The sequence below is a fragment of the Lentzea sp. NPDC092896 genome, assembly GCF_044754905.1.
Lineage (GTDB): Bacteria > Actinomycetota > Actinomycetes > Mycobacteriales > Pseudonocardiaceae > Lentzea.
On sequence record NZ_JBIVPX010000002.1, the window covers coordinates 441,168 to 457,329 of the forward strand.

Genomic DNA, 16,162 nt, shown 5'->3' on the forward strand with positions numbered 1-16,162 from the left:
GCGAGCCCCTCAGTTCTCGTCGACAAGCGAAGTGGTGACGGATTCCGCGGCCTGCACGACCTGACGCACCAGCGTCGCACGCGGACGGCCCGCCGAGTCGCACAGCCGGTCCGCCGCGCCCGAAATTCCGATCGCGCCGATCACCAGGCCGCCGGGGATGCGGATGGGCGCGGCGATGCTCGCCTCACCCGGCATGTACTCCTCGGCCTCGCCCGCCCAGCCCTGCCCGCGCACCTCGGTCAGCACGCGCTCCAGCATCTGGGTGCGCGTGATCGTCCTGCGCGTCAACGACGTCAGCTCGCGCCGGCGTGCGGCCGCCGACAGATCCGGGTCGTAGGCCAGCAGGACCTTGCCGAGCGCGGTGGCGTGCAACGGCAGCATCGCGCCGATGCCGAGTGTTTGCACAGAGTCATCAGGCCGGAACACGTGGTGCACGACGAGCACGGCGCCGTCGTGGTGCATGCCGATGCGCACCTCCTGACCTGACCGCGAGGCGAGCGTGTCGGCCCAGTTGATCGATCGAGAACGCAGCTCGTTCGCGTCGAGGTAGGACGTTCCCAGGTGCAGGAGGGCGGCGCCCAGCCGGTAGCGGCCCGTCGCGTGATCCTGTTCGACGAACTCGACCCGTTGCAGCGTACGGAGAATCCCGTGCGCGGTGCCCCGCGCGAGACCGAGCGAGTCGGCGATCTCCGTGAGACCGTGATGGCCGGAGCCACGCGCGAGCAGCCGCAGCACGGCGGCGGCGCGTTCGATCGACTGGATGGGTCCCGGCACGCGTGAAACGTAATTGAGACGACCCGTGTCGGCAATGTCGAACAGGTAGGGCGGGCATCACGCCTGGACACAGGCCTGAAACGCCTTGTCTGCGCGCAGCGTGACCGGTCGGTCACACGTTCGGTGGTCGCAGGTGTCGACATTGTCGAACCGCACCTGTTGAACAGCTGTTCAGGCAGTCATACGTTCCGCCTCAATCACCACGGGGTGATCAGCCGTTCAAAGACGAATGGGAGGCCAGCGTGGGTCTCGGGTCAGTGTTCCTCAGCGAGGTGCTCGGTACGGGCGTCCTGCTGTTGCTGGGTGCGGGCGTGGTGGCCAACGTGCTGCTCGCCAAGTCGAAGGGGTTCGACGGCGGTTGGCTGTTGATCAACTTCGGCTGGGGCCTCGGTGTCTTCGCCGGTGTGTACGTCGCCTACAAGTCGGGCGCGCACCTCAACCCGGCGGTGACGGTGGGCATTCTCACCAGCGGTGCGGCCGAGTACGCACCTGGTGTGCCGGTCAGCTTCGGCTCGACGATCATCTACTTCGCCGGTGAGTTCCTCGGCGCGTTCCTCGGTGCCGTCCTCGCGTGGCTCGCCTACAAGCCGCACTTCGAGGAGACGCCGGACCACGGCCTCAAGCTCGCCGTCTTCTCCACGGGCCCGGCGATCCGCAGCTACGCCTGGAACCTGGTGTGCGAGGTCATCGGCACGTTCGTCCTCGTCTTCGTCATCCTCGCGTTCGGCAAGACGCCGACCCAGATCGGCCCGCTGGCCGCCGCACTGCTGGTCGTCGGCATCGGTGCCTCCCTCGGTGGCCCCACCGGCTACGCGATCAACCCGGCCCGCGACCTCGGCCCGCGCATCGCGCACGCCCTGCTTCCCATGGGCTACAAGGGAACCGAGGGTGAGGCGATCGGCGAGAAGGACTCCGACTGGGGTTACTCCTGGGTGCCGGTCGTCGGCCCGCTCATCGGTGGCGCGCTCGCCGGTGTGATCGCTTCGCTCGCGTTCTGACGCTGACCATCCGGAAAGGACTTCTTCGATGTCGCAGTACGTTCTCGCCGTCGACCAGGGCACGACCAGCACGCGGGCGATCATCTTCGACCACAGCGGCTCCATCGTCGCCGTGGGCCAGAAGGAGCACGAGCAGATCTTCCCGCGCGCCGGCTGGGTCGAGCACAACCCGGTGGAGATCTCCGAGAACACCCGGTTCGTGATCGGCCAGGCGCTCTCCACCGCCGACCTCAACACCGGTGACCTCGCCGCCGTCGGCATCACCAACCAGCGCGAGACCGCGGTGGTGTGGGACAAGAACACCGGCGAACCGGTCTACAACGCGATCGTCTGGCAGGACACCCGCACCCAGGCCATCGTCGAGGAGCTCGGCGCGCTCGGCGGCGGTGCCGAGCGCTACAAGGCGAAGGTCGGCCTGCCGCTGGCGACCTACTTCTCCGGCCCCAAGATCCGCTGGATCCTCGACAACGTCGAGGGCGCCCGTGAGCGTGCCGAGGCCGGCGACCTGCTGTTCGGCAACACCGACACGTGGACGCTGTGGAACCTCACCGGCGGCCCCAACGGCGGTGTGCACGCGACCGACGTCACCAACGCGTCGCGGACCATGCTGATGGACCTCGACACGTTGTCCTGGGACGCGGAGATCGCCTCCGACATGGGCATCCCGCTGTCCATGCTGCCGGAGATCCGGTCCTCCTCCGAGGTCTACGGCACCGGCGGCCCCGGTGGGGTGCTGAAGGGCGTGCCGATCGCGGGCATCCTCGGCGACCAGCAGGCCGCGACGTTCGGCCAGGTCTGCTACGAGCCGGGCACCGCGAAGAACACCTACGGCACCGGCAACTTCATGTTGCTCAACACCGGTACCGAGAAGGTCGCCTCGAAGAACGGTCTGCTCACGACCGTCTGCTACAAGATCGGCGACGAGGCCCCCGTCTACGCGCTGGAAGGCTCCATCGCCGTCACCGGCTCGCTGGTGCAGTGGCTGCGCGACAACCTCGGCATCATCGGCTCGGCGGCGGAGATCGAGGCGCTGGCGAAGACGGTGGACGACAACGGTGGCGCGTACTTCGTGCCGGCGTTCTCCGGTCTGTTCGCGCCGTACTGGCGAGCGGACGCGCGCGGCGCGGTCGTCGGCCTGACCCGGTTCGTCAACAAGGGTCACCTGGCACGGGCCGTGCTGGAGGCGACGGCGTTCCAGACCCGCGAGGTGCTGGACGCGATGAACGCCGACTCCGGTGTGCCGCTGACCGAGCTGAAGGTCGACGGCGGCATGGTCGCCAACGAGCTGCTGATGCAGTTCCAGGCCGACGTTCTGGACGTGCCGGTGGTGCGTCCGGTCGTCGCCGAGACGACCGCTCTCGGTGCCGCGTACGCCGCCGGTCTGGCCGTCGGCTACTGGTCGGGGCTCGACGAGCTGCGCGCCAACTGGGCCGAGGACAAGCGCTGGACGCCCGCACTCGAGTCCGACGAGCGCGAGCGCGAGTACCGCAACTGGAAGAAGGCCGTCACCAAGTCGTTCGACTGGGTCGACGCCGACGTTCGCTGACTTCTTTCTTTAGGAGCTGAAGAAGTTGTTCGCAAGGCTGGATCCGGCTCGGCGTGCTCGGTCCCTGGAGACGTTGGGCAGCACGGAGTTCGACGTCCTCGTCGTCGGAGGTGGTGTGGTCGGCGCGGGCGCTGCTCTCGACGCGGCGTCGCGCGGCCTCTCCGTCGCGCTGGTCGAGGCCGACGACTGGGCGGCGGGCACGTCGAGCCGGTCCAGCAAGCTCGTCCACGGCGGGCTGCGGTACCTGGAGCAGCTGGAGTTCAAGCTGGTCCGGGAAGCTCTGAAGGAACGCGGCCTGTTGCTGCGCCGGCTCGCACCGCACCTGGTGCGGCCGGTGCCGTTCCTCTTCCCGCTGAAGAAGCAGTGGGAACGCGCGTACGTCGGTGCGGGCGTGATGTTGTACGACTCGATCGGCGGCGCCGGGGCCGTGCCGATGCACCGGCACCTCTCGCGTCGCAAGATGGCCGCTGTCGGGCCGTCGCTGGACTCCGACGCCTTCGCTGGCGCGATTCGGTACTACGACGCGCAGATGGACGACGCCCGGCTCGTGTCGACGTTGGTCCGCACGGCCGCGCAGCACGGTGCGACCGTGGTGTCGCGGGCCCGCGTGACTTCTCTGCTGCGAGTCGATGGCCGGGTCACCGGTGCCTCGGTGCGGGACGAGCTGTCCGGCGTGACGCACGTGGTGCGGGCGCGGCGGGTCATCAGCGCCACCGGGGTGTGGACCGATTCGCTCAACTCGATGTCGCCGGGTGCTCCGCCGTTCCACGTGCGGATGTCCAAGGGCGTGCACGTGCTGGTGGAACGTTCGAAGATCCAGCTGGACGGCGGGTTGATCACGCAGACCGAGAAGTCGGTGCTGTTCGTGATCCCGTGGGGTGCCTACTGGATCATCGGCACCACCGACACGCCCTACTCCGGTTCGCCGGAAGACGTCACCGCCACCTCTGAAGACGTCTCCTACATCCTGGACCACGTCAACGCCGTGCTGCGGTCTCCGCTGACCGTGGACGACGTCGTGGGCACGTACGCGGGTCTGCGGCCGTTGCTCGCCGGGGCTTCCAGTGACACCTCGAAGCTCTCCCGCGAGCACGCCGTCGCCGAGCCCGAGCCGGGGTTCTTCGTGATCGCCGGCGGCAAGTACACGACGTATCGCGTGATGGCCGCCGACGTCGTGAACGCCGCGGTGTCCGGTCTGGGGCGCGCGGTGGCGCCTTCGCTGACCGCCCGGCTGCCGTTGTGCGGCGCCGTCGGTTTCCAAGAGCTGTGGGCGGACCGGGCTCGAGTCGCTGCGGAGTCCGGCCTGCCCACGTCCACTGTGGAGCGTCTGCTGCGCCGGTACGGCTCGGCCGTGTCCGACGTGCTGGCGCTGATCGCGCAGGACTCCTCGCTGGCCACACCGGTGGCGGGGTATCTGGCGGCGGAGATCGTCTACGCCGTGACGCACGAGGGTGCGTTGGGGCTGGAGGACGTTCTCGCGCGGCGGACGCGGATCGCCATGGAGCACCTGGACTTCGGTGCTTCGGTCGCCGGTGAGGTCGCTGACCTGATCGCCGGTCCGCTGGGCTGGTCTTCTGATGAACGTGTTGCTGCTGTGGAGTCTTATAGGGCTAGCACGGAGTTGGCGGCGAGATGAGATGGACAGCGCGGAGCTGATCGAGAGGTTGCGGCGGGAAGGCGGCTTCCGGCTGCTCCCGCTGCTCGGGAACACCGGGCAGGTCGCAGGGGTGCACCTGGCCCGGTTCCTTCCCGGCGGGCAACTCGACGTGATCCAGGCGTGGGACGAGCGGTGGGCCGTGTGGGCCCGGATGCCGGACGCGCTCGACCCCGCCGCGCCGTTCGCCGGACCTGAGGGCGGCGTCGTGCAGAGCGGCCCGTTCGCTCGCGTGGTCTCGCCGTTGCTGCCGCTTCAGCCCGGCCTCAGCCGCTGAACACGTCCCACTTGTCCCACCACCGCACGACGTGGGACGGCGGCACCGCGTAGTGGCGGCTGTCGGGGTTCTTGGGACGCGTGCCGACGCGTGCCAGGAACTCGGTGTACCGCTTCTCGACGTCGTGGCGGAACCAGTCGGCGGGCACCGGGTAGAACTCGGGGTGTTCGCCTTCCAGGTCCACGAACACCACGGCGTCGGTGTCCGGTGCCAACGGTTTCAACGCGTCGGACAGCTGCCACTCGTCCGAGCGCTTGCCGAACACCTGCACCAGCCGTCCGCCGACCCGCAGTCGATAGCGTCGGGGTTCGGAACGCACGTCGACCGGGAGCATGGTCCTGCACACGGCTTCGGCCGCCGCGCAGTACACCGCGTACGCGTGCACCTGGTCATTGCTCAGCTTGGTGAGACGTAAGTGCGCTCCTAGGTCGGAAGAGCCGGTTTGTTGCGCGGTCAGAAGGAATATGTCCGCTCACATCCAGGTCGCGATCTCGTCATTTTCGTCCTATCGGTCCAGTGGGGCGTCGCGTTGCGTCAAGTCGTTGTTCCGCAGCATGTTTCACCCGTTCGGCGTCCTTCGTCAACGCTCTGTCCACTCCTGACTGCGGAGTGGGCACAGCCCCCGCGAGGCAATAGAAGAATTCAATGTGCGACCTGTAACGATCATTCGTGCGTCATTGATGTAGCCGCTGGCCGCCGGGATTTTGGGTGCCACGCGGGAACTGACATCGGCAAGCAGCCGCCTGAGGCGGGCACGCGACTGCTTCTTGACGTTGCGGAGCCGACATGCGTACTGACGATGCCTGCGCATCGCACGAACCTGGCGTACGACACCGCGTCGGCGGCGCCGTCAGGGCGGCTTGGCGGCACCGAGTCGTGCGCCTCGCTGTGCTGGCCGCGTCCGTGGCGGGTTTCGGCCTGGCCACGTGGACGATCGCGAGCGCGTTGCCGACGTTCTCGGTCGACGTCAGTTCACCGCCCCGGTCGTTCAGTCCCAACGGCGACGGGCAGGAGGACGTCCAGACGGTCGTGTACTGCCTGACCGAACCGGCCAACGTGGACATCACGATCGTCGGCGACGGCGGAACCGTCGTGCGCACGATCGAGTCGGCTGTGTCGCACAGCGGAAATCCGTCGTGCTACGGCTACAACTACGCGGATTGGGACGGCAGGTCGGACTCCGGCACCGTCGTGCCCGACGGCGTCTACGAGGCGCGCCTGCACGCGGTGAACGCGGAAGGCAGGACCGCTGACGACGTCGTCGCGATCGAAGTGGACAGCCGCATCCCCGGCGCGCTGACCGCGCCGAGTCCGAACAGCACGCTGTCCGGAACCGTCAGCTGGACGTTCACGCCGTCGGCGGGTTTCGCCGTCAGCGACGTGCACGTCGACTGCTCCGGCGCCGCACTGGGGTCCGCGACGATCGCGAACGCCGATCGCACCTACTCCGGCTCCGGCGACACGACCCAGTGCCAGGCCGGTGAAAACCGCCTGACCACGGGCGTGCAGTGGACGGACGGCCTCGGAGCGCGGCACTGGTGGACCGCTCCGGTCGTGCCCGTCGTCGTCGACAACCCGCCGCGAGTCGAGATCCAGCCGTACTCGCACAGGTACTTCAGCCCCAACGGAGATTCCCAGGAGGACAGCGCGTCGGTCGCCTACTGCCTGTCCAAGCCCGCGAAGGTCGATGTCACCGTGACCGACTCGGCCGGTGCCGCCGTGCGCACGATCGAGTCCGCCGCCTCCAAGTACGGTCATTCCGTCTGCGCCTACGGCACGAACTACGCCGAGTGGGACGGCAAGACCGACGCGGGTCAGATCGTCGCGGACGGTGTCTACGCAGTGGGCGTCCGCGCGGTCGACTCGTCGGGCCAGTCCGGTTCCGCCTCGATCGAAGTCGGCGTCGACAGGCGCACTCCGGGTTCGGTGGCGTCTCCGGTCGCAGGAGATGTCCTGGCAGGCTCCGTGACGTGGAGGGTCGTCCCGACCGTCGGCATGAACGTCTACGAGGTCGCGCTGTACTGCGCGGGTTCCGGCGGTCTCGGCTACTCCCGGGCAGCGGCTCCCGACGGCGCGTTCACCGCTACCGCCGACTCCACGAGCTGCGCGGCCGGCCGCAACGACCTGGTGGCGCAGGTGCACTGGACGGACCCCTTCGGATCGAGTCACGGGTGGACCTCGCCGCCGACACCGGTCACCGTCGACAACCCGCCGCGGGTCGAGATCAATCCGTACGCGCACCGCTACTTCAGCCCGGACGGTGACGACCAGGACGACACCGTGGACTTCACGTTCTGCCTGAGCAAGAACGCGAAGGTCGACATCACCGTCACGGACTCGTCGGGTTCGTCGGTGCGCACAGTCGAGACGCAAGCGGATCGCACCGGTGGGGTCTACTGCAACTGGAACCTCTGGTCGGGCTGGGACGGCAAGAACGACAGCGGTGCCGTGGTGCCAGGAGGCGTCTACACCGTGCGCGTGCGGGCGACCGACTCTTCGGGCCAGACCGGCGATGCCACGATCGAGGTCGGCGTCGAGACACGCCCGCCCGGCGTGCTCACCGCACCGGCACCGAATGCCGCGCTGTCCGGGGAGGTTCCTTGGTCGTTCAGCCCCACCACCGGATTCGAACTGACGAATGTCAGCGTGGCGTGCGCGGAAGCGGGCATGGGAAGTTCGGGTTCGCCCGAGACCAACGGCAAGTTCACCGGTACCGCTGACACCACGCGGTGCGCGAGCGGCGCCAACCACGTCACCGCGACCGTGCAGTGGATCGACCCGTTCGGCCGAGGCCAAAGCTGGACGACTCCACGGGTTCCGGTCGTGATGGACAACGCGCCGCAGGTGTCCGTTCACCACCAGACCCATCGGTACTTCAGCCCGAACGGTGACGACCAGGAAGACGTCCTCGACGCCTACTACTGCCTGTCAGGCAACGCGAACGTCGACGTCACCGTCGCGGACGGCACCGGTGCGACCGTCCGCACGCTCGAGGCGGCCACGCCCAAGTCCGGCAACCCCTACTGCCCGGGCTGGAACAACCACGCCGAGTGGGACGGCCGCACCGACACCGGAGCCATGGCATCGGACGGCGCCTACACGCTGCGAGTTCGTGCCACGACCTCCTCCGGCCACACAGGGGAGGCCTCGGTCGAGGTCGGCATCGACTCCAGACGCCCCGGCAGCCTCGTGACCCCAGCTCCCGGCACGACGCTCGCCGGCGTTGCCCGGCTCGCGTTCCAGCCGACCTCCGGCTACCCGGTCACCCAGGTCGACACCTCGTTCGACACCGGCGGTCAGGCCTCGATCTTCAACCCTTCCGCGGACGGGCTGTGGCGAACGAGCCTGCTCACCGGATCGCTGCGCAACGGACCCGCCGTGCTGCACGCGACGGTGCAGTCCACCGACGCGTTCGGAGTGCGTCACTGGTGGTCGGCAACCCCGACACCCGTGCTCATCGACGTCACGTCGCTACCGCTGACGGTGAGCGCGGACCCGCTCTCCGGACCCGCACCGCTCGCCACGACGCTGCGCGTCGACACCTCGGACCCTCAGGCACGAGCCGTGCACTACGTCGTGAACTTCGGAGACGGCACGCCGAACGTCTCCGGTGACGCGGTCTCCCCGTATCCGACGATCGAGATACCCCACACCTACACGGCTCCGGGCGTGCGGCGCGCCATCGTCACCGTCACGAACTCGGCCGGTGCCGCCTCCACGTCGGCGGTGGACATCACCGCCACAGGCCGGCCGAACACGGCTCCGGTGGCGGAACTGGCCCTCGACCGGTCATCGGGCACCACGCCACTGGTCGTGAACGCCTCAATCGGAGGCAGCGACGCCGAACAGGACGCCCTGAGCTACAGCATCAGCTTCGGCGACGGCACGCCACCGGCGTCGGGAGCACTCCCGCGCGGGCCGGTCAGCCACACCTACGACGTGCCGGGCAGCTTCCTCGTGCGGCTGGCGGTCAGCGACGGCCAGCGGACGACGGTCAGGACGGCTGTCGTGGTGTCGGCTCTCGGAGAACCCCACACCGCGAACGCGGGTGACGACCAGCGAGCCACCACCGGCGACCAGGTCGCCTTCGACGGAGGTGCGTCGAGGCCGTCTGCGGCGATCTCCTCGTACCACTGGGACTTCGGCGACGGCGCCACCGCTGACGGCGCCGCGGTGACGCACACCTACTCCGCACCCGGCGAGTACACCGCCTGGCTGACGACGAAGATCGGCCAGGACACCGCCACCGACACCGCGAAGATCACCGTGCAGGCACCTCCCGCCGAGCAGGGCCTGATCGTGCACGTGTCGGGAAGCGGTGGCGCCCTGCCCGGAGCCCAGGCGCTGATCGTGCGGCCCGACGGTTCCCGGCTGAGCGCCACGACGGACGGCACCGGCAAAGCCGTTCTCGCGAACGTCGACGACGGCAGCACGACGCTCTACGTCTGGGCCACCGGACACCGTCCGCAGGCGGTGACCACCACCGTCACCGGCGGCCGGGGCGAGGTCTCCGCCACCCTCGTCGTCGGCGAGGTGGGCGCGGCGACGCTCGACCAGCGCAGGCTGACCTACGAGGAGATCATCGAGAAGGGCATCGATGTCGCCGACCCGGTGAACAGCCACGTCTACGAAGCGAACATCCACCTCTACTTCGAACCCGGCGAGCCGGACAGCGGTCGGGTCCTCCCGTTCATCGTGACGCCGAACGGAATCGAGTGCGTCGGAGAATGCGGTCAGCCGAGCGAACCGGGCGGCGGTGGTGGTGGGGGAAGCGGTTCGTGCTCGCCGACATCGCTTCTCAACCCGTGCTTCACCGTCGGTGAGTACCAGTACCTGCCGCGCGTGACGTACGTGCGGAACGAGCCGATCATCCAGTGGCTCGTGCTGCCGATGAGAGCGTCGTTCCTGAAGGAGTTCTTCGACGTCAAACTGATCGTGCAGAACCTGACCGGTGGCTTCACCTTCGAGCACGGCGTGGCGAACCTCCAGCTGCCCGGCGGCCTGTCGCTCGCGCCGACGCCCGTGCCGCAGAGCCTGTCGCAGTCCGTCGACGCGGTACCCGGCGGGGAGAGCCGCACGGTGAGCTGGGTCGTCCGCGGTGACACCGAAGGCAAGTACCCGCTGTCCGCGACCTACTCGGGCTCGGTCGAACCGATCGGCGAACCCGTCTACCTCACCGCCCGCAGCCAGTCCGACGTGGAGGTGGTCGGAGCGTCGAAGCTGCGGACGACCATCAAGGTCGACCAGGACATCGTGCGCTGGGGTCCCTACCACGTGGACGTCGAGATCCACAACGAGTCGGACGTCCCGGTCTACAACATGCAGATCGAGATGTTCGACCGGCCGGAGAACGCGCCGGACGACCAAGCGCTGTTCGACTACGCGCCAGGACTGAACCAGGTGCAGGGCACCGGTGTCATCGCATCGCGCGGTACGTGGACCGCCGAGTACGTCGTGTTCGCGGGCGTGGGCAACGAAGAGGTGACCCGGCTGCACGCCGTGCTGGGCAAGTCGTTCGTCGAACGCACGGGCGGCGACGTGGACCTGCATCCGCAGTTCGGCTTCAGGGACCGCCCGCAGGGCAAACCCACGAGCGTCCACGCGATCGAGATGGAGGTGAGGCAGCGCGGCGGCGTTGACAACGCCGATCTGAACTGGACGAGGCCGCAGGTCGCCGACGGCGTCACCGTGACGGGCTACGAACTGTGGACCCGGCAGTCTCTGCGCGGCGGTGTGTGGAAGAAGCGGAACGACGCACTCAGCACGGACGAGGTGTCGATTCCCTCGACCGAGAGAATGGAGGGCCGCTACTACGGGGTGGTGACCAAGCTTTCCGACGGCACCAGGGAGTACCGGCACTCGGTGGGTGTGGGGCCGTCCCGCTACGTCTCGCTGGGTGACTCGTTCTCGGCTGGCGAGGGGGTGCCGCAGTTCGAGTCGGACACGGCGTCCGACGTGAGCGGCTATGTCGGCGGTAACAAGTGCCACCGGTCCTTCAGTTCCTACGCGCGGCTTCTGGCCGCGGACCGTTCGATCCCTGCTCTCCTGGAACCCGCGACGTTCGCCGCCTGCTCCGGTGCGATCGCCAAGGATTTCGAAGAGTCCAAACCGCACAGCGGTGAGCGGCCTCAGCGAGAACAGGTCAGCCAGTTCACCGATGTCATCACGCTCTCCGTGGGAGGCAACGACATCGGGTTCAAGGACGTGGCGACGAACTGCGCCATCACCGACTGCACCTTGGACGTCCTGGCGAAGATGGCGATCGGTGGAAACGGGTTTCTCGACCGCGTGGGCGAGGTCTGGGATCGCATACCTGCGAACGCGTGTGTCAACCCTTTGACGCGGCAGGACGAAATCCTGTGCGCCTACCAGCTCCTTCAGACGATCACCTCTGCCGAGGACCTGCTCGACCTCGACGCGGACCGCGTCGTCTCCCCGCGCAACCTCTCCAACGAGAAGCTGCGGGATCGACTGACACGGGTCTACAACGCACTGCTGGAGAGAGCGCCGAACGCCCAGATCCTGGTGCAGTCCTACCCACAGGTCGTCAAACCGGACAACATCTTCCTCGGCAGGTGCGATCTGTTCTCCGTCATCGGCCTGCCCGTCTCCAAGCTCGACAGCCTGGAGATCAGGACCGTCGAGTACCTCACCAGCGAGTTGAACCGGGTGATCAGAGAAACCGTGGAGAGCAGGCACAACTCGCGGATCCAGCTGGTCGACGCGCAGGACTACTTCGAGGGCCACGAGCTCTGCCGGGATGGTTCGAGGAACGACGACAGCTACTTCCACGGCCTCGTTGCTCCTGACTTCTCCGACCCGCTGAAGCTCGGTCCGCTCTCATACTCGTTGCACCCCAACGCGGAGGGACAGAAGGCCTACGAGCGGGCAGCGGCGGACCAGCTCAAGAAGGGCGTCCTCGACGTGTTCACCGTGCCGTCCCGCGGCGAGGTGAACGCCGGCGCCGTGTACGTCGCGGCTGGGAGCAGGTCGCTGCGCGCCTCCGCCGCGTGGCCGGGCAGCACGGTGTCGTTGAAGCTGGTCAGTCCACAGGGGACTGAGTACGACCGGCACACACCCGGTGTGCGCACGGGCGGAGACAGTACGTCCCGATGGCTCGAGGTGCCGAACCCGGGCCAGGGCGAGTGGAAGGTCAAGCTCTTCGGGGACGACGTCAACTCCGCCGGTGAGCCGACGCAGGTATCCGCCTATGCCGAGGTTCCCCCGCCGCCGACGCCCACTGCGGTGGCCGTCTCACGACCCGTCGACGGTGTGCCTGGGGCATTCGACTTCGAGGCACGAGATGCCAACACGGCCTACGTCTACGAATGGACGTTCTCGGACGGAACTGTGGCCCACGGTGCGACCGCGCGGCACCAGTTCACAGGCAACGGACCGATGTGGGCGTCGCTCCGGGCCACCGACAAAGCGGGTGAGAGCGGCTGGTACGGCCTCGACCTGGGACCGGCACCCACCACGCCGACCTCGGTCGCCTTGACGAGCAGTTCGGAGACGGCCGCGTACGGCGACAACCTCACCTTGACCGCGACGGTGACGGCGGGTGGACCGGTCCCGACCGGCACCGCAACGTTCAGCCTGGACGGCAGCGCCTTGCCGGGGTGTTCGGACGTGCCGCTCGCCAACGGTGCGGGTACGTGCGCCACGAGCATGCTCGCCGCTGGCACACACTCGATCACGGCCTCGTACAACGGTTCCGCGGAGTTCGGCCGTGCCTCGGCGACGCTGACCCAGCGAGTTGATCGGGCCGTGCTGAGAGTGGACGCGCGCGATGCCACCAAGCCTTATGGCGCGGAGTCGCCGCCACTCGCCCATGACGTCGTCGGCTTCGTCAACGGTGATGACAAGAACGTGGTCGTCGGGACTGCGCCGTGCGTGCTGGCACCCGAAGCGCCGAAGAACGCGGGAGTGCACCAGAACGCGATCACCTGCGGCACGAACGGGTTGTCCGCGCTGAACTACACGTTCACGCCAGGCCGTGTTGGAGCGCTCACCGTCACCAAGGTGCCGCTCACCGTCAACGCGAACAGCGCGAGCACCACCTACGGCGACACACTTCCAGCGCTCACGGCGAGGCTGGCCGGGTTCGTGGCGGGGGAGACCGCGTCGAACGGGGTCGTGACGGGTTCAGCTCTCTGCACGACCACCGCGACGGCGACGTCGCCTTCGGGTTCCCATCCGATCACCTGCACGCCGGGTTCACTCGGCGCGGCTAACTACACGTTCGCCGCTGGTGCGTCAGGAACCCTTGTCGTGGCGAAGCGAGCTGTCACCGTGGCGTACACAGGTCCGGCTTCGGTGTCCACCGGATCCGCGACCGCGACCTCGGCGCGCAGCATCGACCTGCGCGCGCAGGTGACCGTCGCGCCTGGCGGCACCGTCGATCTCACCAAGGCGTCGGTTGTGTTCCGGCTTTATCGGAGCAGCAACACGACCATGGACCCCGCTGCCCCTGATCTGCGGTGTGAGGCGACCTCGACCACTGCCGGGGTGGCGACGTGCACCGTCTCCACCGTCGCCGTCGACAACTGGACCGTGGTCGCCTCGGTGCCGGCTACCAACGGCCACTTCGTCTCCGCCGACTCCGATCCTGCAGTGCTGAGCGTGTACCAGCCGATCGCAGGCAAGTACGCGCTCGGGGCGGGATGGGTGACCGATCCCGGCACCGACGGCAAGCCGGTCGCGGTGGCGGCCAACACCCGTGGCACCTTCGGCTTCATCGCCACCACGAGACTGGGGCTGACCCTGGGCCAGTCCGTCTACTCGTTCCGCGGTGTGAACGGCTACAACTACGTGATCAAGACCGACAGTTTCGTGGGCGGCAGCCTCACATTCGGCGCCAAGAGCATCGCGTTCACGTCGAAGTGCTCGGTCACCGTGCTCGACCCGAAGACCGGCAAGCGGGTGACGTCGCTGGGCATGAGCAATCTGTCGTGCCGATTGGACGTGACCGACAACGGTGATCCGGGCACGCGCGACACCTATGCCTTCACCGTGAAGATCTCGACCGGCGCCACGTACCACCAGGTCGGGACGACTGCGGCACCGCTGCCGGTGAAGGGCGGTGAAGTCGTGGTGCGCGTGAAATAACCACGCCTTAAGCGCACGGCGCGAGTGTGCCGGACATGATCAGAGCACTCGCGCTGGCCGTGCTGGCCGTCGTGGCCATGGCCCCGGCCGCCCACGCCGCCAGTCCCGTCGGCATGACCGACGGCTTCTACGTCGACCCGGACTCCAACCCCGCCGTGTGGGTGCGCGACCACGCGGGCGACGGCCGCCAGGCCGCGATCAAGGCGAACATCTCCTCCAAGCCGATCGCCCGCTGGTTCGGTGCCTGGAGCGGCGACATCAAGACGTCGGTGTCGGCTTATGTGAACAAGACCGGCACCAAGCTGCCCGTCCTGGTCGCCTACAACATCCCCGGCCGCGACGCGTGCGGTGGCCACTCCGGAGGCGGTGCCGGCACGCCGGAGGCCTACCGGACCTGGATCTCCTCCTTCGCCACAGCCATCGGCACGCGCCCGGCCGTGGTGGTGATCGAGCCGGACTCGCTGGCGGACTTCAACTGCATGGACAGCGCGAAGATCGCCGAGCGGACGGCGATGATCAGGTACGCCACCGAGCAGTTCAAGGCCAAGGCGCCCAACACGTGGGCCTACCTCGACGCCGGCAACGCGCAGTGGGTGCCGGCCGCGACGATGGCCGCCCGCCTGGACGCGGCGGGCGTGCGCAACGTGCGCGGTTTCTCGATCAACGTGTCCAACTACCACACCACCGCGGCCTCGACGGCGTACGGCAACTCCGTCAGCGGCGCGCTTCCCGGCTACACCAAGCCGTACGTGATCGACACCAGCCGCAACGGCAACGGCCACAACGGCGAGTGGTGCAACCCCGGCGGACGGAAGCTGGGCACGCCCGCCCGCACCGGTGGCGGCGCGGAGATGTTGTTGTGGGTCAAGGTTCCCGGCGACTCGGACGGGCGCTGCGGCAAGGCACCGGGCGTCGACGCGGGCCAGTTCGACCCGCAGCTCGCGTTCGACCTGGTGTACGGCTACTGAGTCCTGACCAGGCTGCGCAGCGGTGTGGGCCCGCGATACTCCGCGAGCTTGCGCCGTGACTGGTGCTCGTCCAGGGCGACGTCCTCGAGCAGGTCGAAGAGCCTCCTGCTCCGCTCGACGGCCGCCTCGCCCTGGGCGAAGACCCTGGTGTAGCCGGATTCCGCGAACACCAGCGGCGACGCCTTCTCGAACTCGAACAACGTGCACGCCGACTGGAACGCAGCGGACGTCGCCTCCTCGGGCACGATGCGCACGACGGAGGAGTTCGCCAGCAGCCACACGAACTGCTCCTCCATCACCTGGTCGTCGCCGAGCCGCATCCGCAACGCCAGCTCGTGCAGGTAGAAGACGCACTTGGGCCCGTTGGGGCGGCGCATGACCGCCTGCCGGTCCAGGTCTTCGAGCGGTTGCCCGGTCGCGGCCTGCACGGCCCGCGCGTACTTCGGCGTCCGCAGCAGGCTGTTGACGGTCAGGACGTCGTAGGCGGTGATGCCGGTGGCCATCGCCTCCGTCATAGTGAGGGTGCGCAGGCTGTCCGGCGCCTGCGCGAGGTACGGGTCGAAAGCGTTGTGGTAGCGGCGGAGGAAGTCGTCGAAGTAGTCGATGTCCTTGCCGCACACGGTGAGGTACTGCGCGAGGTCGACGTCGCTGCCCCTGATCTTGCCGTGCTCGAGGTTGGAGACCTTGCTCGGATCCCAGCCGAGCTGCAGCGCCATCGCGCGGCCCCTCAAGCCGGTGAACCTCTGCCTGAGCCGGCGCAGTTCGTCGCCCAGATCCCTGCTGTACGCGGTGGAAGTCGTCACGGTCACGACCTCGAACGTATGGGTTGGAACAACT

At 68.1% G+C, this 16,162-nt stretch carries 9 protein-coding genes; 6 read left to right on the forward strand and 3 right to left on the reverse strand.

The window, feature by feature from the left end; all coding sequences use genetic code 11:
* Positions 1-9 precede the first annotated feature (9 nt).
* The gene (locus ACIQF0_RS13260; RefSeq protein WP_360039485.1) at positions 10-774 is read right to left on the reverse strand and encodes an IclR family transcriptional regulator; all 765 of its coding nucleotides are present in this window, start codon (positions 772-774) and stop codon (positions 10-12) included.
* A 242-nt stretch (positions 775-1,016) separates the two neighbouring features.
* Here ACIQF0_RS13260 and ACIQF0_RS13265 point away from each other — a divergent pair, with 242 nt between their 5' ends.
* Genes ACIQF0_RS13265 through ACIQF0_RS13280 form a run of 4 tightly spaced genes read left to right on the forward strand, consistent with a single transcriptional unit; the run spans position 1,017 to position 5,249 of the window.
* Positions 1,017-1,772 (forward strand): MIP/aquaporin family protein, encoded by a 756-nt coding sequence (locus tag ACIQF0_RS13265; RefSeq protein WP_401028673.1) that lies wholly within the window; start codon positions 1,017-1,019, stop codon positions 1,770-1,772.
* Positions 1,773-1,800: 28 nt separating this feature from the next.
* Positions 1,801-3,318, forward strand: a complete 1,518-nt coding sequence (glpK, locus tag ACIQF0_RS13270; protein WP_360039480.1) for a glycerol kinase GlpK — start codon at positions 1,801-1,803, stop codon at positions 3,316-3,318.
* Between the two features lie 25 nt (positions 3,319-3,343).
* Complete coding sequence (locus tag ACIQF0_RS13275) at positions 3,344-4,954, forward strand: glycerol-3-phosphate dehydrogenase/oxidase (RefSeq protein ID WP_401028677.1); 1,611 nt, start codon at positions 3,344-3,346, stop codon at positions 4,952-4,954.
* 1 nt (position 4,955) lies between these two features.
* Complete coding sequence (locus ACIQF0_RS13280; protein WP_360039477.1) at positions 4,956-5,249, forward strand: hypothetical protein; 294 nt, start codon at positions 4,956-4,958, stop codon at positions 5,247-5,249.
* Here the strand turns inward: ACIQF0_RS13280 and ACIQF0_RS13285 are convergent.
* Positions 5,239-5,634: a hypothetical protein gene (locus ACIQF0_RS13285; RefSeq protein WP_401028681.1), complete on the reverse strand. Its 396-nt coding sequence runs from the start codon at positions 5,632-5,634 to the stop codon at positions 5,239-5,241. The genes ACIQF0_RS13280 and ACIQF0_RS13285 overlap by 11 nt on opposite strands.
* 401 nt (positions 5,635-6,035) lie before the next feature.
* On the opposite strand from ACIQF0_RS13285, the gene ACIQF0_RS13290 reads away from it, so the two are divergent.
* Positions 6,036-14,357, forward strand: coding sequence for a PKD domain-containing protein (locus tag ACIQF0_RS13290; RefSeq protein ID WP_401028684.1), 8,322 nt, complete (start codon positions 6,036-6,038; stop codon positions 14,355-14,357).
* Positions 14,358-14,392: 35 nt separating this feature from the next.
* Positions 14,393-15,325, forward strand: coding sequence for a glycoside hydrolase family 6 protein (locus ACIQF0_RS13295; protein ID WP_401028687.1), 933 nt, complete (start codon positions 14,393-14,395; stop codon positions 15,323-15,325).
* On the opposite strand, the gene ACIQF0_RS13300 is transcribed toward ACIQF0_RS13295, so the two are convergent.
* Entirely contained in the window at positions 15,319-16,134 is an 816-nt protein-coding gene (locus ACIQF0_RS13300; RefSeq protein WP_401028690.1) for a helix-turn-helix domain-containing protein, read from the reverse strand. The genes ACIQF0_RS13295 and ACIQF0_RS13300 overlap by 7 nt on opposite strands.
* Positions 16,135-16,162 lie beyond the last annotated feature (28 nt).

What these genes read in the sequence shown, in the direction of transcription:
- glpK (WP_360039480.1), top strand. Translation starts at nt 1,801, where the DNA reads ATGTCGCAGTACGTTCTCGCCGTCGACCAGGGCACGACCAGCACGCGG.
- ACIQF0_RS13280 (WP_360039477.1), top strand. Translation starts at nt 4,956, where the DNA reads ATGGACAGCGCGGAGCTGATCGAGAGGTTGCGGCGGGAAGGCGGCTTC.
- ACIQF0_RS13290 (WP_401028684.1), top strand. Translation starts at nt 6,036, where the DNA reads ATGCGTACTGACGATGCCTGCGCATCGCACGAACCTGGCGTACGACAC.
- ACIQF0_RS13295 (WP_401028687.1), top strand. Translation starts at nt 14,393, where the DNA reads ATGATCAGAGCACTCGCGCTGGCCGTGCTGGCCGTCGTGGCCATGGCC.